Annotated in this window: 20 protein-coding genes; 13 read left to right on the forward strand and 7 right to left on the reverse strand. The window is 52.5% G+C overall.

Annotation, left to right across the window (positions count from 1 at the left end; all coding sequences use genetic code 11):
• Nucleotides 1–208: 208 nt before the first annotated feature.
• Both POG22_RS05710 and rppB read right to left on the reverse strand, forming a co-directional pair.
• Nucleotides 209–2,206 (reverse strand): right-handed parallel beta-helix repeat-containing protein, encoded by a 1,998-nt coding sequence (locus tag POG22_RS05710; protein WP_498904092.1) that lies wholly within the window; start codon nt 2,204–2,206, stop codon nt 209–211.
• Nucleotides 2,207–2,273: 67 nt separating this feature from the next.
• Nucleotides 2,274–3,611 carry a two-component system sensor histidine kinase RppB gene (rppB, locus tag POG22_RS05715; protein ID WP_063715850.1) on the reverse strand — a complete coding sequence of 446 codons (1,338 nt, stop codon included), beginning with the start codon at nt 3,609–3,611 and terminating at the stop codon, nt 2,274–2,276.
• 209 nt (nt 3,612–3,820) lie between these two features.
• On the opposite strand from rppB, the gene POG22_RS05720 reads away from it, so the two are divergent.
• The gene (locus tag POG22_RS05720) at nt 3,821–4,513 is read left to right on the forward strand and encodes a hypothetical protein (RefSeq protein WP_498904094.1); all 693 of its coding nucleotides are present in this window, start codon (nt 3,821–3,823) and stop codon (nt 4,511–4,513) included.
• Between the two features lie 59 nt (nt 4,514–4,572).
• On the opposite strand, the gene rppA is transcribed toward POG22_RS05720, so the two are convergent.
• Complete coding sequence (gene rppA, locus POG22_RS05725; RefSeq protein ID WP_063715849.1) at nt 4,573–5,265, reverse strand: two-component system response regulator RppA; 693 nt, start codon at nt 5,263–5,265, stop codon at nt 4,573–4,575.
• Nucleotides 5,266–5,438: 173 nt separating this feature from the next.
• Here rppA and POG22_RS05730 point away from each other — a divergent pair, with 173 nt between their 5' ends.
• Nucleotides 5,439–6,848 (forward strand): carotenoid oxygenase family protein, encoded by a 1,410-nt coding sequence (locus tag POG22_RS05730; protein ID WP_498904096.1) that lies wholly within the window; start codon nt 5,439–5,441, stop codon nt 6,846–6,848.
• Between the two features lie 244 nt (nt 6,849–7,092).
• Here the strand turns inward: POG22_RS05730 and POG22_RS05735 are convergent, their stop codons facing one another.
• Nucleotides 7,093–7,218, reverse strand: a complete 126-nt coding sequence (locus tag POG22_RS05735) for a hypothetical protein (protein ID WP_498904098.1) — start codon at nt 7,216–7,218, stop codon at nt 7,093–7,095.
• 14 nt (nt 7,219–7,232) lie between these two features.
• Between POG22_RS05735 and POG22_RS05740 the strand changes: the two genes are divergently transcribed.
• The 8 genes from POG22_RS05740 to POG22_RS05775 all read left to right on the forward strand — a co-directional run bounded on the left by POG22_RS05740 (nt 7,233) and on the right by POG22_RS05775 (nt 12,610).
• Nucleotides 7,233–7,409, forward strand: a complete 177-nt coding sequence (locus POG22_RS05740; RefSeq protein ID WP_017658862.1) for a DUF3285 domain-containing protein — start codon at nt 7,233–7,235, stop codon at nt 7,407–7,409.
• A gap of 7 nt (nt 7,410–7,416) precedes the next feature.
• Nucleotides 7,417–7,938 carry an rRNA maturation RNase YbeY gene (gene ybeY / locus POG22_RS05745; RefSeq protein WP_498904100.1) on the forward strand — a complete coding sequence of 174 codons (522 nt, stop codon included), beginning with the start codon at nt 7,417–7,419 and terminating at the stop codon, nt 7,936–7,938.
• Between the two features lie 70 nt (nt 7,939–8,008).
• On the forward strand, nt 8,009–8,464 hold the full coding sequence (locus POG22_RS05750; protein WP_017658864.1) for a diacylglycerol kinase family protein: 456 nt from the start codon (nt 8,009–8,011) through the stop codon (nt 8,462–8,464).
• Nucleotides 8,465–8,622: 158 nt separating this feature from the next.
• On the forward strand, nt 8,623–9,237 hold the full coding sequence (locus tag POG22_RS05755; RefSeq protein WP_017658865.1) for an anthranilate synthase component II: 615 nt from the start codon (nt 8,623–8,625) through the stop codon (nt 9,235–9,237).
• Nucleotides 9,237–10,091 carry an MBL fold metallo-hydrolase gene (locus POG22_RS05760; RefSeq protein ID WP_498904101.1) on the forward strand — a complete coding sequence of 285 codons (855 nt, stop codon included), beginning with the start codon at nt 9,237–9,239 and terminating at the stop codon, nt 10,089–10,091. The genes POG22_RS05755 and POG22_RS05760 overlap by 1 nt, the downstream gene beginning before the upstream one ends.
• Complete coding sequence (locus tag POG22_RS05765) at nt 10,039–11,325, forward strand: aminopeptidase P N-terminal domain-containing protein (protein ID WP_498904103.1); 1,287 nt, start codon at nt 10,039–10,041, stop codon at nt 11,323–11,325. Before POG22_RS05760 ends, POG22_RS05765 begins: the two co-directional genes overlap by 53 nt.
• Nucleotides 11,326–11,547: 222 nt before the next feature.
• Nucleotides 11,548–11,886 (forward strand): hypothetical protein, encoded by a 339-nt coding sequence (locus POG22_RS05770; protein WP_498904104.1) that lies wholly within the window; start codon nt 11,548–11,550, stop codon nt 11,884–11,886.
• 94 nt (nt 11,887–11,980) lie between these two features.
• The gene (locus tag POG22_RS05775) at nt 11,981–12,610 is read left to right on the forward strand and encodes a L,D-transpeptidase (protein WP_498904105.1); all 630 of its coding nucleotides are present in this window, start codon (nt 11,981–11,983) and stop codon (nt 12,608–12,610) included.
• A 124-nt stretch (nt 12,611–12,734) separates the two neighbouring features.
• Here POG22_RS05775 and POG22_RS05780 read toward each other — a convergent pair whose 3' ends face one another.
• The gene (locus POG22_RS05780; protein WP_498904106.1) at nt 12,735–13,547 is read right to left on the reverse strand and encodes a carbon-nitrogen hydrolase family protein; all 813 of its coding nucleotides are present in this window, start codon (nt 13,545–13,547) and stop codon (nt 12,735–12,737) included.
• Nucleotides 13,548–13,593: 46 nt separating this feature from the next.
• On the opposite strand from POG22_RS05780, the gene POG22_RS05785 reads away from it, so the two are divergent.
• The gene (locus tag POG22_RS05785) at nt 13,594–14,100 is read left to right on the forward strand and encodes a hypothetical protein (protein ID WP_498904107.1); all 507 of its coding nucleotides are present in this window, start codon (nt 13,594–13,596) and stop codon (nt 14,098–14,100) included.
• A 91-nt stretch (nt 14,101–14,191) separates the two neighbouring features.
• Here POG22_RS05785 and POG22_RS05790 read toward each other — a convergent pair whose 3' ends face one another.
• Both POG22_RS05790 and POG22_RS05795 read right to left on the reverse strand, forming a co-directional pair.
• Nucleotides 14,192–15,382: an RNA-guided endonuclease InsQ/TnpB family protein gene (locus POG22_RS05790; RefSeq protein ID WP_498904108.1), complete on the reverse strand. Its 1,191-nt coding sequence runs from the start codon at nt 15,380–15,382 to the stop codon at nt 14,192–14,194.
• Between the two features lie 183 nt (nt 15,383–15,565).
• Nucleotides 15,566–16,153 (reverse strand): pentapeptide repeat-containing protein, encoded by a 588-nt coding sequence (locus POG22_RS05795; RefSeq protein WP_498904110.1) that lies wholly within the window; start codon nt 16,151–16,153, stop codon nt 15,566–15,568.
• Nucleotides 16,154–16,417: 264 nt separating this feature from the next.
• On the opposite strand from POG22_RS05795, the gene POG22_RS05800 reads away from it, so the two are divergent.
• Nucleotides 16,418–17,926 (forward strand): SagB/ThcOx family dehydrogenase, encoded by a 1,509-nt coding sequence (locus tag POG22_RS05800; RefSeq protein WP_498904112.1) that lies wholly within the window; start codon nt 16,418–16,420, stop codon nt 17,924–17,926.
• 175 nt (nt 17,927–18,101) lie between these two features.
• The gene (locus POG22_RS05805) at nt 18,102–18,395 is read left to right on the forward strand and encodes a hypothetical protein (RefSeq protein WP_498904113.1); all 294 of its coding nucleotides are present in this window, start codon (nt 18,102–18,104) and stop codon (nt 18,393–18,395) included.
• Nucleotides 18,396–18,514 lie beyond the last annotated feature (119 nt).

Consider the following 18,514-nt stretch of genomic DNA (forward strand, 5'->3'; position numbering starts at 1 on the left):
ACCACCAAGCACCGCAAGCTAGTTTGCTGAGCGTTCAGACTTGTTTGTGTCCAGTGAGCTTGGTCGTTAGACCGCCAATTTTCTGTAAGCCAAATCGAAAGTCGCTTGAGCGGTAGGGTTTTGACAGTGAAGAGTGCAGAGGGAAGAGTTATAGAGTGGGGATTCCTCTTAACTCTTTCCTGAAACAAGCGCATCGCTGAGGTGTTTCTCAATCAGACACCTCCACCGGCCAGAGATGCCAACGCACCGAACCCCCCTCCGGCCAGTTTTGAAACGGCCCGGGAAACCGTTCCCCCTCCTCAACAACATTTCCCCAAAAGTCCCGATTGGGCAACGGTAACGGCGGAATCGCCAACCGGGGCATCACCGACACCTCCGCCACCTCCAAATCTGGGGTAAACGTCCCCAGAGAAATCGCACCTTTTTCGATCGCCCCGTTCGCGATTTCCCCCGCTTCTAACACTGGGGCAACACTGTGGCGATCGCTCCCCGTCAACTCCCGCCACCAAGACAGCGGTAACACCAACGTCTCTCGCCACGCCTCGAAATTAGGTTTCTCCGTTTCCGGTAACCGGCCGTCCTCGAACGCCTCTCTTAGCGCCATCAACAGGCGATCGCGCTCTACAGTACGGCGGTGGTTCCACACAAAACGATGGGGTTCCTGCCCCTCCCACTGCCAAACCGTGCCGTTAATAAAGAGGTTGTAATCCGACAAATTGTCCGTATCCGGTTCGGCGGCATAGGGCAAACTGATATGACCGCGATAGTTGTCGATAAAAACATTGCCGAAAATCCGCTGTCCCCGCGTCGCCACCGTTTCCAAACTGTCGTCTGCGCGGCGAAACTGGCGATCGCTCACCGTTCGCATATACACCCCGAAATGGGTGTTCGCCTGTAGCCAGTTGTGTGCCACCGTCACCCCGCTGGCGTCGTGGGTGTAGATGCCTTCTCCCAAACTGGTAAACGCCACGACGTTGTTATCTACCAACGCCGGGCCGCCGCCCATTTCCATGAAAATGCCCGCGCCGCGATTGCTCAAAACCAGATTGCGACTGACTCTCGCGCCTCGGTAGATGTTATCGACCCAAATGCCGAAACATTCGTTGTTGCGGAGGACGTTTCCGATAATCTGTCCGTCAACGAATTCGTGGACTTTGATGCCTCCGGTTTCCGGGGCGGTGAATCCCAGGCGGTTGTTGCGATCGATGACGTTATAGGCAATCAGCGACGCCGTTTGTTTCCATCCTGCAATCCCGCCACAACCGTTATCAGTGATGGTGTTGTAACGGACGACGTGATATCCCGCTCCGTCTGGCATCGGCTGTTCCAAGCCGTCGATATCGTAGCGTCCCTCGCTGCCGCAATCGAGACCGAGACTCTTGGCGTAGCGTATCGTATTGTGTTCGATCGCCCAGTGATGACCCGATCGCGTGCTTAAAATTCCCGCTTGAGGCGATCGACTGCGCCAAAACCCGCTAGGAAAGGGATTCGCGCCGTGTTCCATGACGAAGCCGCGAACGTGTATGTAGCCCAAGCCTCGGATTTTCGGCGCAAACACCGCCCGACGGGTGCTAATTTCGAGAAACGGCGGGTCTTCGGCGGGGTAGGATTGGGGCAGATGTACTCGCAACCGACGGCGATCGCTCTCGAAAAACCAGGTTCCCGATTGCTGTTGTAGACTTTCTCTATCCAACACCTGACGCAACGGACGACTTTGAAAAAACACCTGCGCCCGCAGATAGCCTTGGGGCATTCGTTCGAGTTGCGTGGTAAAGGGATCGACATCCTCGAAGAGCGTTTCGGATACCGTTCCTTCCCAGTACGGCGTCGGGGCATCTGGCAAACCCGCCATCGGTTGCGCCGTCCAAACTTCAGACCCCCGCAACACCACAGTTTCCCCCGCTGCGGCTTCGTAGACGATGGGGCGATCGCGCGTTCCGCCTCGGGCGGGCATCACCCGCTCTCGATAAATCCCTTCACGCACGAGAATTTTATCCCCCGGTTGCGCCCGTTGCGCCGCTGCGTCGATGGTTTGTAACGGTTTGGCTTCGGTGCCGGGGTTGTCGTCGGCGGCTTGGGGGTGTTGTTGTGCCACAACCAGCAGATGGGGGGATTCTGCGCGGAGAGAAACGGCGGAAACGCCCCACAGACAGAGGGCGACGAGGGCAGTGAGGAATAAAATCGGAACGGGTTTGAACTGTCTCATTATTAAGTCTCGGGTTTCAACATAGCTGTCACAGATCGGTTGTGGGAATATCCTACTTACGCGCTATTCAAACCTTCAACGGTAACCGAACGGTAAAACAGCTACCCCTACCGAGTTCGCTGTCGAGGGTCACTTTTCCCTGGTGCGATCGCACGATCGCCCGCACGATCGACAAGCCCAACCCCGAACCCCCGGTATGACGCGAGCGATCGCTCTGTACCCGATAAAAGCGATCGAACAGGCGATCGCGATCGGCTTCTGCAATCCCGATTCCCGTATCTTCGACTTCCACCACCGCAAACGGCGCAACCTCTGCCAAACGAACCGTCACGGTTCCTCCCTCTAGCGTGTACTGAATCCCGTTTGCCACCAAATTCGCGATCGCTCGATATAACTGCCCTTCATCGCCCCAAACCTCAATCGGCATCTTGGGAATCTCAACCCGCAACGACACCCGTTCCTGAACCGCCAACGCCGCCAACTCCTCCTCCACATCCGCCACGATATCGTTCAAGCAGCACGCCCTGCGTGGCATCTCGATTCCCCGTTCCATCCGCGATAGCAACAGTAAATCCGTTGCCAACTCTGACAATCGCTGGTTCTGTCGCCGCACCGCCGTCAACGTCTCTCTCGCCTCCGCCTCGTCAATCCGTTTCAACCGTAACGTCGATTCCACCATCGCCCGAATCGCCGCCAGCGGGGTTCGCAACTCGTGGGCGGCATCTCCCGTAAACCGTTGAATTTGCTGGTAAGACTCGTAAATCGGCTGCATCGCCAACCCCGCCAACACCCAACTGGCACTTCCCACCACCAGCAACGCCAGGGGAAACCCCAACAGCAACAGCCACAACACAGCGTTGAGATAGTTATCCCAGGCTTCCAAACTGCGCCCCATTTGCAGATATCCCCAGTCGCGGTTGTCTTGGGTGTGGAGTTTGATGGTGACTTGGTAATAGCGAGTTTCCGTCACGTCGGTTAGAAAAATGGGAACGTTCGCCGGAAGCGGTAAATCACTCGGTGGCGTTCCCGCAACAGCAATGGGCGTTTTCCCGTTATCGAGTAAATAGGCGTAGTATTCCCCCTGACGCAACGCCCCAACTGCGTGACGGTAAGTGTTAGTAATACAAGAATCGCCAAACCGACATAAATCGGGCAAAAAACGGCGCACGTCGTCGGTGAGTCTTCCCGGTTCGTCGAGAACGGGTTCGAGGCTATCGTGGAGGGTTCCGGCGACAGACGCCACTTCTCGGTGTAGTGTCATTTTGTGGGCGTGGGCGATTCCCTCGTAAACCCCGACACCGCACAGTGCCAAAATAACGCCCATGACGCTGGCATACCAAATCGCGAGTTTCGCACGGGTTTGCCAAAAGAGTTTGGACGATTGGGGGGCGATCGATTTCTCCATCTTTCGTGTTTTTCCCGAACGGAATCCATCAAATCCCCAGCCTCTTGGAGATGCCGGGAATCTGGAGAACGACTCTTCAACAGGCGTTTCTCTCAATTTCAACCCATTTCAAACTGGACTGTCGCCAACGCAAGACAATCTCAAATAATGTTAAACTTTTTAAAGTCATATCAAATTTTGTAAACTTACCGATCGCCCTCTCGAGCCGAATGACACTTTTCACATCGAAAGAACCGCTTCTCCGTGAGAAGCAAGACGCACTAGATATACAAGATTTATGCGGTTTGCTTCAAATTCAATGGAAAGTTGGAAAGTTTACGCTTTTTTCAGCATTTTACACCCGCATCGACCAAGCGTTATGGCTTTGGGGATCGATCGCCCTCATCATTTTTGCCACCGCTCAATTTTTCCCCATTAGCTGGACGATACAAGCGTATCTTTGGTCGATTTTGACCTGTGCGGGGACGGTGGCGATGGCAATGTTAACCCGCTTTTGGGTACGAGTCGAACAGTTATCTTGGATTGTTTACGTGTGGGCGGGTTTGATGGGGTTAGGTCTCCTTCTCACCGATTTCGGGATATTCTTCGGAGTGGGAACTATCTTGTTAAACCTGTGTGCGTTATGGTTGGGTCTTAGCGCCCTAGGATATTTCGCGACTGGATTGGGAATGCGATCGCGAACGTTTGTCGCGATGGGAATCGTTCATTTACTGGGTATTGCGATCCTACCGAAGCTCATGGCGTGGCAGTTCCTATTCACGGGCATTTTAATCGGAGGAAGTTTGTTTCTCTTGTCAGAGTTGCAGTGGGATATGCGCCCTCCTATCGACTCTCCCGTTTTGTCTGAGACTGAAAAGCAGTTTAACCGACAACAACACCACCGGCGACAGTCCATTTTTTAATGATTTTGCGCCCAAGAGAGCGAAGTGTGAGAAATAAAATTGCGGTGCGATCGCCTCTTTCAAGACGGAATTTTGTCGAGATTGAGGCGATAGCCAACCCCGTAAACCGTTTCGATCGCCTCGTTTGCGCCGAGCGTAGCGAGCTTGCGCCGTAACAGGCGAATTTGGGCGGCGACAACGTTACTGCTCGGTTCTGCACCCCATTCCCAAAGTTGGCTGAGCAAGCGATCTTTTGGGATAATTTGATGGGGATGACGCATCAAATATTCGAGAATTTGAAATTCTTTATTGAGGAGTTCGACACTGTTTCCCGATGCGATCGAAACTCGATGCGTCGCACTGTCGAGAACGAGGGTTCCAACTTGCAATTTTTGAGGTTGAAATTGCGGGATTCGACGCTGTAGCGCTCTCAACCGCGCCAGTAATTCAGCCATACCAAACGGTTTCACCAAATAATCGTCCGCTCCCGCATCGAGTCCTCGAACCTTATCCGCTTCTGTATCTTTTGCTGTTAAAATTAAAATCGGCAGCGGGTTATGTTGTTCTCTCAGTTTCTGACAAATTTCGATTCCTGAAATACCGGGAAGCAACCAATCTAAAATTGCAAGATCGTACTTCGTACTCGGACTTTGTAAATAATTCCAGGCATCGGTTCCCGTTAGCGCCCAATCGACGATATAAGCTTCTCGTGTTAACGTTTTTTCGATCGCCGCTCCCAAATCGGGTTCGTCTTCAACAAGCAGTAAACGCATCGATCTAAAGCTGTTATAATTAAGTATAATTTAATATACCAGATTTCAGAAATTTAAAAATCGATTGTATTTAAGTTTTTCAATCTCCATTTTTTGATTTGCATCGTATCATGTATGGTAGTTTTAGTTATTAAAGCCGATCGTAAATAGAAAGTATTAAAGAGAGTCTTGACATGACGACGACTTCCCTAAAACCTGCTTGGTCGAAAGCTGTAATGCAAGTCGGACGAGAATTCGATCGCAGCGATCTCGAAATCCTTTCCGGTTCGCTTCCCGAAGGACTGCGGGGAACCCTCTATCGTAACGGCCCCGCCCGACTCGAACGAGGCAACCGCCGTGTCGGCCACTGGTTCGACGGAGACGGCGCGATCCTCTCCGTTCAGTTTAACGAAAGTGGCGCGATCGCCCAATATCGCTTCGTCCAAACTGAAGGCTACCAAGAAGAAGAAGCCGCCGAAACTCTCCTGTACGGAAACTACGGTACCACCGCCCCCGGTGCGTTTTGGCATCGTTGGACGAAATCGATTAAAAACGTCGCCAATACCTCCGTATTAGCCCTGAGCGATCGCCTTTTGGCCTTGTGGGAAGCCGGAAAACCCCACGTTTTAGACTTAGAAACCTTAGAAACTCGAGGGATTGAAGACGTTCCAATTCCCACCTACTCAGCCCATCCCAAACGAGACGCCCATACCGGAGAAATCTTCAATTTCGGCGTCGAATTCGGGAGAAAAACCCAGTTAAACCTGTTCGTTTGCGACGAGACTGGAAAACTCCTCCGACAAAAATCTCATTCAATCGATCGCCTGTCGTTAGTTCACGATTTCGTCCTGGCTGGAGATTACCTCGTATTCTTCATGCCACCGATCGACATTCCCCTATTTCCCATCCTCTTCGGCTTAACGAACTTCAGCGACGCCGCACAGTGGAACCCCCAAGGATCGACCCAAATATGGATTTTCGATCGCCACCTCAACTTCGTCAGTCGCAGCGACGCCGAACCTTGGTTTCAATGGCACTTCTCCAACGGCTACACCGACGAAAACGGTAACGTTGTCGTCGATGTCGTCAAATATCCCGACTTCACCACCAACCAGCGGTTACGAGAAATCTCCACCGGAGAAACTCAAACCGCCGCCGAAGGAGAGTTGTGGCGTCTCGTACTCGATCCCAAATCGGCAAAAATATTAGAACGCGATCGCCCGTTCGATCGCTCCTGCGAATTTCCCTCCGTTCCCCCCGCAGAAGTCGGACGAAACGCCCGGTTTACCTATGTTTCCATGCACCGCCAGGGCGCAGACACCGCTCGGGAACTCTACGGTGCGATCGGCGGTTACGACGCCCAAACCGGAACCCTCCACGAATTCGATTGCGGCGATCGTTGCTACCCCATGGAACCGATAATCGCCCCCGACGCGTCTAACTCTAATCAAAACTGGCTGCTCACCGTCGTCTACAACGGAAACCGCGATCGCAGCGAAGTTTGGGTTCTTGACGGAAACCATCTCGAACGCGAACCCGTTTGTCGTCTGGCGTTACCCGAAATTATCCCCATCGGATTTCACGGAACCTGGAAGGGGAGATGAGAAGAGGGGGAGATGGGGAGAGTCCACTGTAAAAGAGGCGGTGTACATTGGCGGTGCGCCTTTTTCAGGGAAGAGTTTAAGAGTGAAGAGTTAAAGAGGAATTCCCACTCTACACTCTGCCCTCTGCACTCTACACTGATAAACACGCACCCTGTATGTTGGCGGTGAACATTGGCGGTGCGTGACAGATCGATCGGTTTCACGTTCGCGAAAGCGGTGCGTAGCACTTTCGACACCCTATTTTTCAAGTCACGCACCCTACGTCTGTCTCCCCCTCGTCTCCGGCTCTCCGTTCCCCGATTCCCGTTCCCCGTTCCCCGTTCCCCGTTCCCCGCTCCCCGATTCCCTCAACTCTTGCTGTTATAGACATCCAAAGCATTCAAAATGACACAAACCCCGACGACTCCCGAAGAACCGAAAACCCACGAACCGAAACCGAGTTTCGTCAAACTGGCGATGCGGAACATGGTTCGCAAAGGCGGAAAATCCCTGTTCCACTTTTCCATTACCACCGTGGGATTGCTGGCGTTTCTCGTGGGAATTTCCTATTTAACCCGGTAGTTTGTCAATGCAGCTCGAAGTAAGTATTCAAACCTGCGTGAGTTTCCCCGAAGCGGTGGCGGCGGAAGAAATTTGGCAGACTCGGTTCCATCGCTGGTTGGAAGATGTCTCGTCAGAAAATACAGACGCCTTACCCGAAGCCAATGGCTACGAACTCAGCTTTCGACTGACCGACGATGCAGAAATCCAATCTCTCAACCGTCAGTACCGACACAAAGACCAGCCTACCGATGTGTTAGCCTTTGCAGCATTAGAAGCCGAACTTCCGCCAGTCGTTGCCGAAGTGCCGCTGTATCTCGGAGATATCGTCGTTTCCGTCGATACCGCTCGCCGTCAGGCTCAGCAACAGGGACATTCCCTCAAAACCGAGTTAACCTGGTTGGCAGCCCACGGCTTCCTGCACTTGCTGGGGTGGGATCATCCCGACGATGCCAGTTTGCAGGCGATGCTCGAGCGACAAGTCCAACTGCTCTATCGCGTGGGAGAGGCGATCGCGATCGATTTTTCTCCCCATTCCTCTGGCTCTTAAACCAGGATTGTGTAGTATGAACCTGAACCTTTCGAGGGTTAACCCCACCCACCACGCGAATGTCTCGTCTATGCCCCCTGGTGCGCCCAATCCCAAGCAAAAAGGTAAATCATCGAGCAGTACGGAATCCTATCGCCCCTTATCTTGGCAGGTGGCGGTGAATCTCGTGGCCAGTTTTCGCTACGCTTGGGCAGGAATTCGCTACGCCTTCGCGACACAACGCAACTTTCGCATTCATGTCGCCATTGGCACCGTCGCGATCGGCTTAGCCGTGGGATTGAACCTCGAAGCGGTGAAGGTAGCCGTTATTGGCGTCACTATCGGCTTAGTTCTCGCCCTAGAACTCCTCAACACGGCGATCGAGTCGATCGTCGATTTAACCGTCAAGCAGACCTATCACGAACTGGCCAAAATCGCCAAAGACTGCGCGGCGGGGGCGGTTCTCGTGGGAGCCTTAGCCTCTGTTCTCGTCGCCGGTTCCCTCATCCTTCCGCCACTTTTACAGTTAGCCGTCAACAGTCAGTAGCGAACAGTGTTGATGAGGTGATGGGATGAAACTGTTACCTGTTCGCTGTCCTCACTTTTCACTCTTCCCTCTTCCCTCTTCACTGAAGAAGCTCCCCCTCTCCCTTTCTCCCCCTCTCCCCCTCTCCCCCTCTCCCTTTCCCTTTTTCAAAGAAAGACATGATTCTCGTCATCGATAACTACGACAGCTTTACCTACAACCTCGTCCAATACCTGGGCGAACTGGGTCAAACCGTTCCCGTGGCGTCCGAAATTCAGGTGTACCGCAACGATCGCATCACCCTCGAAGAGATTCGCCGACTCGACCCCAAAGGTATCGTCATTTCGCCGGGGCCAGGTCGTCCCGAAGACGCGGGAATTTCGATCGACATTATTCGCGAATTGGGATCGACGATGCCGATTTTGGGCGTTTGTCTCGGACATCAAGCGATCGGACAAGTTTTTGGCGGTGAAGTGGTGTCCGCCCCCGAACTCATGCACGGGAAAACCTCCGAAATCCACCATACCGACGCGGGCGTTTTTGCCGGACTCGAGAATCCCTTTACCGCAACCCGGTATCATAGTCTGGTTATCGATCGCGCCACCTGCCCCGACGTACTGGAAATCACCGCCTGGGTAGACGACGGTACGATCATGGGCGTGCGACACCGCGACTATCCCCACATTCAAGGGGTACAGTTCCACCCGGAAAGCATTTTGACCGGATCGGGGAAAGCGCTGTTGCATAACTTTTTAACGAGTCTAACGAGTTTAAAGGCGACTGTACACGCATAATGAAACGGCGAGAACTGATTCGCTACCTACAATTAGGAGCGATCGCAACAGCGACAACGGGATGGTGGGGATCGAAATCCTCCAGCGTCGCGCAATCTGCGGCAAGTTTAGAAATCGAATATCTCGGTCATACCTGCTTTCGCTTTACCGGAAGCGATCGCCGAATCCTCGCCAATCCCTTCCGTACCCTCGGCTGTACCGCAGGCTACCCAGAACCCAACATCGACGACGCCGACTTAGTCTTAGTCAGCAGCTTTCTCCTCGACGAAGGAGCCGTCGATACCGTCCCCGAATCCAAACTTCTCTTCGAGTCGGGGATTTTCGAGGTGCAGGGCATGACCTTTGAAGGCATTCCCATTCCCCACGATCGCATCGGTGGAAACCGTTTCGGCACCAACGTCATTTGGACCTGGCAGCAAGGGGGACTCAAAATCGCCCACCTCGGCGGTGCAGCCGCCCCCATCGATGTCGAACAGCGCATCCTCATCGGACGCCCCGACATCGCCTTAATTCCCGTCGGCGGAAGCGAGAAAGCCTACACGGCCGAAGAAGCCAAGCAAGCCGTGTCCGTTCTCAACCCGCGATTGGTGATTCCCACCCACTACCGAACGGCGGCGGCGGACGACAACGCCTGTGACATCGCACCGTTAGAAAATTTCTTAAACTTAATGGAAGGCACGGAAATTCGCGTCGCCGAGAGCAACCGTATCGCCTTGAGTGCGAGGGATTTGCCCAGCGATCGCCCCGTTATCCGCGTCTTGACTCCTCCCATTAACACGCCATTCTCACAATCCCAAGCCGATGCAGCACCTGTACGTCCAACGCCGCAACGCCCTGCTCGAAAAACTAAATAGCGGAACGGCTATCTTCCGCAGCGCACCGATGGCGGTAATGCACAACGACGTTGAATATGCGTTTCGACAAGATAGCGATTTCTTTTATTTAACGGGGTTTAACGAGCCGAACGCCGTCGCAGTATTCGCCCCCCACCACGAAGAACATCAATTCGTCTTGTTCGTCGAACCCAAGGATTTAGAAAAAGAAATCTGGACGGGCTATCGTACTGGCGTCGATGCAGCCAAGGAGAAATACGGGGCAGACGAAGCGTTTTCCATCGATGAATTAGACGAAAAACTACCGGAATACCTGCAAAACGCAGACCGAATTTACTATCGCCTCGGACGAGACGAAGAATTCAACAACTGCGTCATCCAACATTGGCGTAAGCTGTTAGCCACTTATCCCAAACGGGGAACTGGCCCTGTGGCGTTGGAAGATCCTAGCCCACTCCTTCATTCGATGCGGTTAGTGAAAACCCCGGAAGAGTTAGATTTGATGCGAAAAGCGGCGAAAATTGCCGTTGACGCCCACAATCTAGCGATGGACGTGGCGAAACCGGGGCGGTACGAGTACGAAGTGCAGGCGGAAATGGAGCGAGTTTTTGCCCTTCACGGCGGTTCTCCGGCGTATCCGTCCATTGTCGCCTCGGGGGGAAACGCCTGTATTTTGCATTACGTGGAAAACCGCCGCCAGATGGAAGAAGGCGATTTGTTACTGATCGATGCGGGTTGTTCTTACAGTTATTACAACTCGGATATTACCCGGACGTTTTCCGTCGGCGGCGAATTTACACCGGAACAGCAAGCCATTTACGACATTGTTTTAGAAGCCCAAAAACAGGCGATCGCCTGCGTGTTACCGGGCGTTCCGTACAACGAATACCACGATGTAGCGGTACGGGTTATCGTCGAAGGCTTGCTCGATCTCGGCTTATTGTCGGGAGACATCGACGAGATTATCGAAGAAGAAAAATACAAGCCTTTTTATATGCACAAAACTGGGCATTGGTTGGGCTTAGACGTTCACGATGTCGGAACGTACAAACAGGGTGAAGAAAGCTGGCAGATTTTGCAACCGGGGAACGTGTTGACAGTGGAACCGGGAATTTATATTTCTCCCTACATTAAACCCGTTGAAGGACAGCCCGAAGTCGATGCGAAATGGCACGGAATCGGGGTTCGGATTGAAGACGACGTATTAGTGACAGAAGAGGGCTGTGAAATTTTAACTGAAGGAGTTTCCAAGTAGTTTGTAGGGTGGGCATCGCCCACCTTCTTATTTCTCTGTGTCCTCTGTGTCTCTGTGGTGAATTTATAAGCTCATCTCGAGAAAATCTAACACAAAAAATAATTTATTTTTGATTTTTGTTGCTGTCGAGTTTCGTAAATTCAATTCAACCCAAAAATCTATTAACTTATTTGTTGTTCTATCTTCTTAAGACCTACTCTTTTTCATGAAAAATAAGTTTTCATGTTATCAATTTTAGCCAGTTTAAGCCTCACCATTTCCCCAACCACAGAACTCGCGCAACGCATCGGCGACGGAGCCGGAGAAACCTGTCGGACGATCGCCCTCACACCAGAGAGTACTCTGTACCTCTATCCACGTCCGATTTCTTACGCCGACAACGACACCGCGATCGCCCCCGTATTCGACACCGAGCAAATCCATCTCGTTCGGGCGAACGTTCCCGGCGTAGACGGCGACGATCGCACCTGGCACGAAATCGTCGATAGTATCGGAAATCGCGGCTATATCCTCGCTTTCGACCCCGCCACCGACCTCTCAACTCTGCGCTACTGCCAGTAATAAAAACCACGCTACGGAAATCGTCGTATAAAATGTGTAGAAAAATAAGTAGATATCTCGACGAAGCTCGTTCACAGTGAGGAGATTTGGAAATATGACGGTAGGGCGTAACCGCACCTGGCTATCTCGCAGCCTAGGCACGATCGGATCGAGTGTCGCCGTTTTGTTCGCCGTCAGCCAGGGAGCAGCGATGGCGTCTCAAGACTCGATGGCATATCGAATGCAAGACCCCAGCTTACAGCTACCTCCCCTTGGCACGCCGGAAGAATTTTTACCTCCTGAAGAGGTCATTCCCGAAGGCGAACTCGAGCAGCCGACTGCACCTCAAAACAAACCCGTCGCTCGTATCGAATTGAATCTCAGCGAACGCCGAGTCTATGTTTATCTCGACGACAAAGTCGAAACCAGCTATCCGGTTGCTATAGGTAAGCCAGGTTGGGAAACGCCGGTCGGCGAATTCCAGGTGATGCACATGGCCGTCGATCCGACGTGGGAAAATCCCTGGACGGGAGAACTCATTCCCCCCGGCCCGAGCAGTCCGATCGGACGTGCGGTCATCGTATTCCACGAACTCGGCGATGATTGGGTGGCGTTCCACGGAACCCCCAACGAAGAACTGATCGGCCAGGCCGTCTCTCACGGCTGCGTTCGGATGCGGAACGAAGACATTTTGGCGATGTACGAAAAAGTCAATCCCGGTACGCCCGTCGTGGTCGTTCCGTAATTGCAGGTGAGGAGGTGAGAGAACAGTTACCAGTTAACAGTCACCAGTTACCCGTAACAACAGTGAACAGGTAGCAGTCTCTTCCCTCTTTCCTCTTCCCTGAAGAAGCTCCCCTGCTCCAAAATTAGGCAAACACCCGATGTTTCAACGAGGGCATTTGACTGCGGACTTGTTCGAGGCGTTGGGGGTTGATTTCTGCGATCGCCACGCCGATTTTCGTTCCCGCATCGGAGAGAACGGTTCCCCAAGGGTCGATAATGGCTGCGTGACCGTGGGAATGGCGCAATCCGTAATGACGGCCGGTTTGAGCGGGTGCTAGGACGTAACAGGTGTTTTCGATCGCCCGCGCCTGTAATAACACTTGCCAGTGATCTTTCCCCGTGTAGGCGGTAAAGGCTGCCGGAACGAACAGTAAATCTGCCCCGTTTAAAGATAAATGGCGGTACAGTTCTGGAAAACGAACGTCGTAACACACCGACAAGCCTAAGTTGCCCAAGGTGTCGGAAGTGTAGACTGGCGGCAGTTGAGTCCCCGCTTGTACCGTGCTGGACTCTTCGTAGGTGTTACCGTCGGGTAAGTTAACATCGAACAGATGAACCTTGTGGTAGCGAGCCAGTTCTGTGCCGCTGGCATCGACTAATAGCGCCGTGTTGTAGACTTGCTTGCCGTTGACGGGAACGGGAAACCCTCCCCCTAAAATCGTGACTTGATAGCGTTGCGCCATGGTTTTGAGAAACGCAACGCTGGCTTTGGCAATGGTTTCGGCTTGGGCGATCTTGTCGGACTCTTCACCCAAAAACGAAAAGTTCTCTGGCAGTCCCACTAATTCCGCACCGCGACGGGCTGCTAAATCGATAAGTTCTTCTGCTTGTGCCAAATTTTTCTCCAAGTTCGGCACGCTGGTCATTTGAATTGCCGCAGCAAGGTATGACTTCATGGATTTCCCTAGAAACGACGATCGATCTCGAACGCTGGAGGTGCTGATGTTGACGAAATGGCTCCTGTGGAGCGTTGCCACCCTGGGGCTTATCGCCAGCAGTGCGACACCGGGACGAACCCAGGCTCGATGCCAGCAAGAAGAGGGTTTCGTCTTGTGTCTCGATCGAGATTGGCTACGGTATTATAACCAGCCATACTCCGAATTTGACTGGCAAAGTTATATTCGCAACCGCACGCCAGACCAGCCCTCGGACTATTACGACGATATCGATCGAATTTATCGCGAGGTTCTCGGACGAGCGGCCGAGGCGGCGGATTTGCAGCGATGGGGAGACGCGATCGTTTCCGGAACCGCTGTGGCCCAGGTGCGTCGTGCTGTCGCTGATAGCGAGGAAACCCAACAACGCCTCAACGATATTTATCGAGATTTGTTGGGACGAAACATCGACGATCGCAGTTTGGAGATTTGGCGAGACAAGTTAACTGAGGGGGCAACGCTGCGAGATGTTTACCGCGAAATCGTAACGGGTGGGGACACTCTCATTCAGTGAGCAGTCACCAGTCACCCGTGAAGACAGTTTTCAGTTCGGAGACATTTCTTCCTTGACACTCCCCAGCCTGAAGGCGTGGGGATTCTTGGGTCTATGGGGAGCCTACGCTTAACCCCTCGCCAAGCATCTTGACCGTCTGCCCGACGGCTGCAAGTCCACGTTGCCTTACTACCTGCGCGGCGGCTATATCCCTATCTGTGGTATAGCCGCACTCAGGACACTGATGAACGCGAACTGAAAGGTCTTTTTTCCCTGTATTCGTGCCACAACTGGGACAGGCTTGGCTGGTTCCGCTGGCATCCACTTCGGCATAGAAAACGCCTCGTTTCCAGCAGACCCACTTCAGAATCCTTAAAAACTCACTGTGAGCTGCGTCGAGGGTATGCTTACTGAACATTCCTCTCGCCCAGGCTTTGAAGTTGAGTTTTTCGGCAAACACCATCCCCACACCGTCGCAGAGATGATGAGCCAGTTTATAGAAGAAATCCTGCCGACCGTTGCGGATGTATTCGTGCAGTTTGGCAACCTTGTGGTGGGCTTTGCGCCAGTTATTCGACCCTTTAACTTTGTGAGACGCTCTCTGTTGCAGCAATCGCAGCTTGCGTTGGAGGTCTACAAAGAATCGGGGGTTCGGCACTAACTCACCGGTGGAGGTGGCCAGGTAGTGGCTCAACCCTACGTCAATCCCTAACGCTTCTCCGTGGGGCGCGATCTCCGGAACGTCAACATCGCACTGAAGCGTTAGCATCACGTACCAACCGGAGGCTCGTTTGACCACTTGGGCTTGTTTGACGACGAAGCCTTCAGGAATCGGTCGTGAGAGGCGCATTTTTGCCAATCCCACTCCAGGGAGTTTGACTCGGTTTCCCCGAACGGGGTCTTTTCCCAACTGAGGGAACAACAGAGAGCGCATTCTCCCAGGTTTCTTGAATCTGGGGAATCCATGTCCTCTCTCCCACATCGAGACAAAGGCTTTCTCTAAACGTCGCAACACCTGTTGCAGCATTTGAGCATTAGCTGTACCTAGCTCAGGATAGACTTTTCGAGCCTGGGTTAAGGCTTTACACTGGCTTGAAAAGCTGGGTCGGGGCGCGTCGGCCCGAATGACGTACTCACCTCGAAGAGAGCATCGGTCGATGGGACAGGCTCTCGACTTGTACCAGTCTTTGCGCTCTGCCAAAGCATAGTTCCAGACCCGACGAGAGGTTTCGAGCCATTCGTCATAGGTTTGTTGTTGCTGTTGGGTTAGCTGAAGTTTGTACTGATACGTGAGGTTAATCATCACCTAAAAACGGCACGATCTGTTTTTAGGCTAGCAAAGATTGTTGAAATATGCAATCAAAAAGTCGCCCTAGAAGGCTTGCCCTGAGCTAAGTCGAAGGCTTGCCCTGAGCCAAGTCGAAGGGGGCGAGGCTCTAACCCCAAAATTTTCGGTAGCTTGCAAGGACGCTAGGAAGTTCGGCTCTTAAGGAAAGTTCGATCGGTATCCGTCGGGTTGTACGGTGGTCGAATCTCCTCGAGCGCCGGTTAGGTCTAAATCCCGAGAACGGAAAAAGTTGCTACCGCGCACGTCCGCCCCAACAAACCGGGCTAACTCTAAGTTGGTACGGCTGAAATCGGCATCGCGAAGATCGCTTTCGGTTAAGTCGGCGTTGAATAAATCGGCACCTTGCAAGTTCGCCCCGCGCAAGTTAGCCCCGCGCAAGTTCGCCCCGCGCAAGTTCGCTCGCGTCAGGTTGACACCCCGTAAGTCTGCTGCCGTTAAGTTGGTTTGGTAGAGTGTAGCGTCGCCGAGTTCGACTTGGAACAGGCAAACACGGTACAAACAGGCTTTTGATAGGTTGGCATAGGGTAAATAAGTCGACGTGAGATCGCTTGCGGTTAAGTCGATATCGCGCAGATCGGCCGCAAATAAATTGGATTCGCTTAAGTTGATATCGCGAAAGTGTCGATCGCCATTTCGATAGGCGGCGAGAAGGTCTAGAGCGCGTACCCGTCGCATGGAAAAGGGACTAGATTTGTGGCAGCCTAACTGCTCGTGCGAAATCGTCACGTTATTGACGTCTCGTTTTACAGAACGATTCAGTCCAGAAATTTTAACTATGTATTAAGTCAGCTTCATAAAACTTAAGGGTTACTTAACGATCGCAAAGCGCCTTAAATTCTCTTAAATTTCTTTAAAATACGCCCAATTTCATCTTGACAAAAAAGCGCAAATATGTATATAAAAAGCGCCGTAAAAGTGTGAAGCACGTTTCGTTCTCAACCAGCAAAATGTCAAAATCGATAAAAGTCGTCGCCACTCCATAGCGCTTTCATGTCAATCCATCGCGATTCGATCGCCCAACACTATCACGAACGGACGAAATACCATCCCGAAACCATCGGTCAGAAGGTTCCCAATATCGATTGGGATCGCCCTCCCGTTCCGTTCAAAGATTACAAACTCGGTACGTCGATCGATATGACACCGTACTCGAACGACGACGCCTCTGAGGAAAACTGGCAACGATTGTCTCGACTGTTGTACTGCACCTACGGGGTCACTGCTCGCATTCCCACGCTCAGCCACGACGACCTTCTGTTGCGGGCTGCGCCGTCGGCTGGGGGGCTGTATCCAGCAGAAGTCTATCTGATTTCGCGAGGCATCTCCGAACTTCCACCAGGACTCTACAACTACCAAAGTCGCGATCGCTCTCTTCTGTGCTTTTGGGACAGCAACCCCTGGGACGACTTGCAAAAAAGTTGTTTTTGGCATCCCGCCTTAGAAACAACCCGACTCGCGATCGTCACGACGGCGGTATTTTTCCGTTCGGCTTGGCGATATCAAGACCGCGCCTATCGTCGTATTCACCTCGATACCGGTCACGTATTGGGCAATCTGGAACTCGCCGCCGCCTTCACCGACTACCGACCCCATCTCATCGGCGGGTTTTGCGACGAGGCGGTCGATCGACTGCTGTACCTCGATCCCGAGGAAGAAGGGGCGATCGCTGTGATTCCCCTGGCAGATTTGCGCGATCGCGAGCAACATCTCCCTCACTATCCGGCCGCCTTACCCTCGAAAACCGATCGCGACTATCCCGAGTTAGAAGACGGCACTTTGCTGCACTATCTCCACCGAGCTAGCGGTATCGACAGCGAACTCCCGACCCCCGATCGCCATCCCGATACCTTAGCGGACAAATACAATTTTCCCTTCTGTTCTAAAGTCTCGGTCGAGACTCCGCCGATCGATTGGGAAAACGATTTGAGCGGGTTAGAAACGACGATTCTCAAACGTCGCTCGACCCGTGCCTACACCGGGGCGGCTTTGGAATTCGATCGCCTCAAAGCAATTCTCGATTTTACCTATCATCCCGAGAATTACGTTGGATTCGGCTTAGATAACGATCCCGACTATTTCGATTTAGAGTCGATCCAAACCTTTGTTGCCGTTTCTGCCATTGACGGGTTAGAATCTGGCTGCTATTACTACGCACCGAACGCTCGAGAATTGCGACAAATTCGTTTTAAAAATTTTCGCCGAGAACTTCATTTTTTGTGTTTGGGGCAAGATTTAGGACGCGATGCGGCTGCTGTCATCTTCCATACAGCCGATTTAGCCAAAGCCGTCGATCGATACGGCGATCGATGCTACCGTTACCTCCATCTCGATGCCGGCCACCTCGGCCAGCGAACCAATCTCGCCGCCATTTATCTCAACTGTGGCGTCAGCGGCATTGCTGGCTTTTTCGACGATCGCGTCAACGATATTCTCGGAATTCCTGAAGATGAAGCTGTACTATACCTCACGACCCTCGGACAACCCCAGGTAAGGAGGTGAAGAAGGGAAGCCAGGGAGCAGGGGAGAAACTATCAACGGTCTTCACTGGTAAGGGGGTGACTGGCGATTGAAAACACGGTTTGCTGTAAAAGGTGCGTGACGAGTTATCGGTCTAAGGATTTACACCCGATTTTTCAAGTCACGCATCCTTGTATGTGGGGGGTGTACATTGGCGGTGCGTGACGAGTTATCGGTCTACGAATTTACACCCGATTTTTCAAGTCACGCACCCTACGACTTAACTATCAACTATCTTCGCGTGTTATCTGAATACGACATTTTCGATCGCATTTACGAAAGCTCTCACTCCTTGGTGTCTCGGGGGGTGCGCCGCTGCGATCGCCAGCCCGTCGTTCTCAAACAGCTCAAACAAAATTTTCCCACGGCTCGAGAACTCCTACGGTACAAGCAGGAATACGAGATCGCGCGATCGCTGTCTCTTCAAAGTGGGTGCATCTCACTTTCGTAAAAACACAAAAATCATGGTAAAATAATATGAGTAGATATATCTAAAAAATTTCAAAATGAACTTAAACTCCGAAGATCGAGAAAAGCTACAAGAACATCTCAAAGCGGTGGCTGACATCT

The sequence above is a fragment of the Geitlerinema sp. CS-897 genome (assembly GCF_028368005.1).
GTDB lineage: Bacteria > Cyanobacteriota > Cyanobacteriia > Cyanobacteriales > Geitlerinemataceae > Baaleninema > Baaleninema simplex.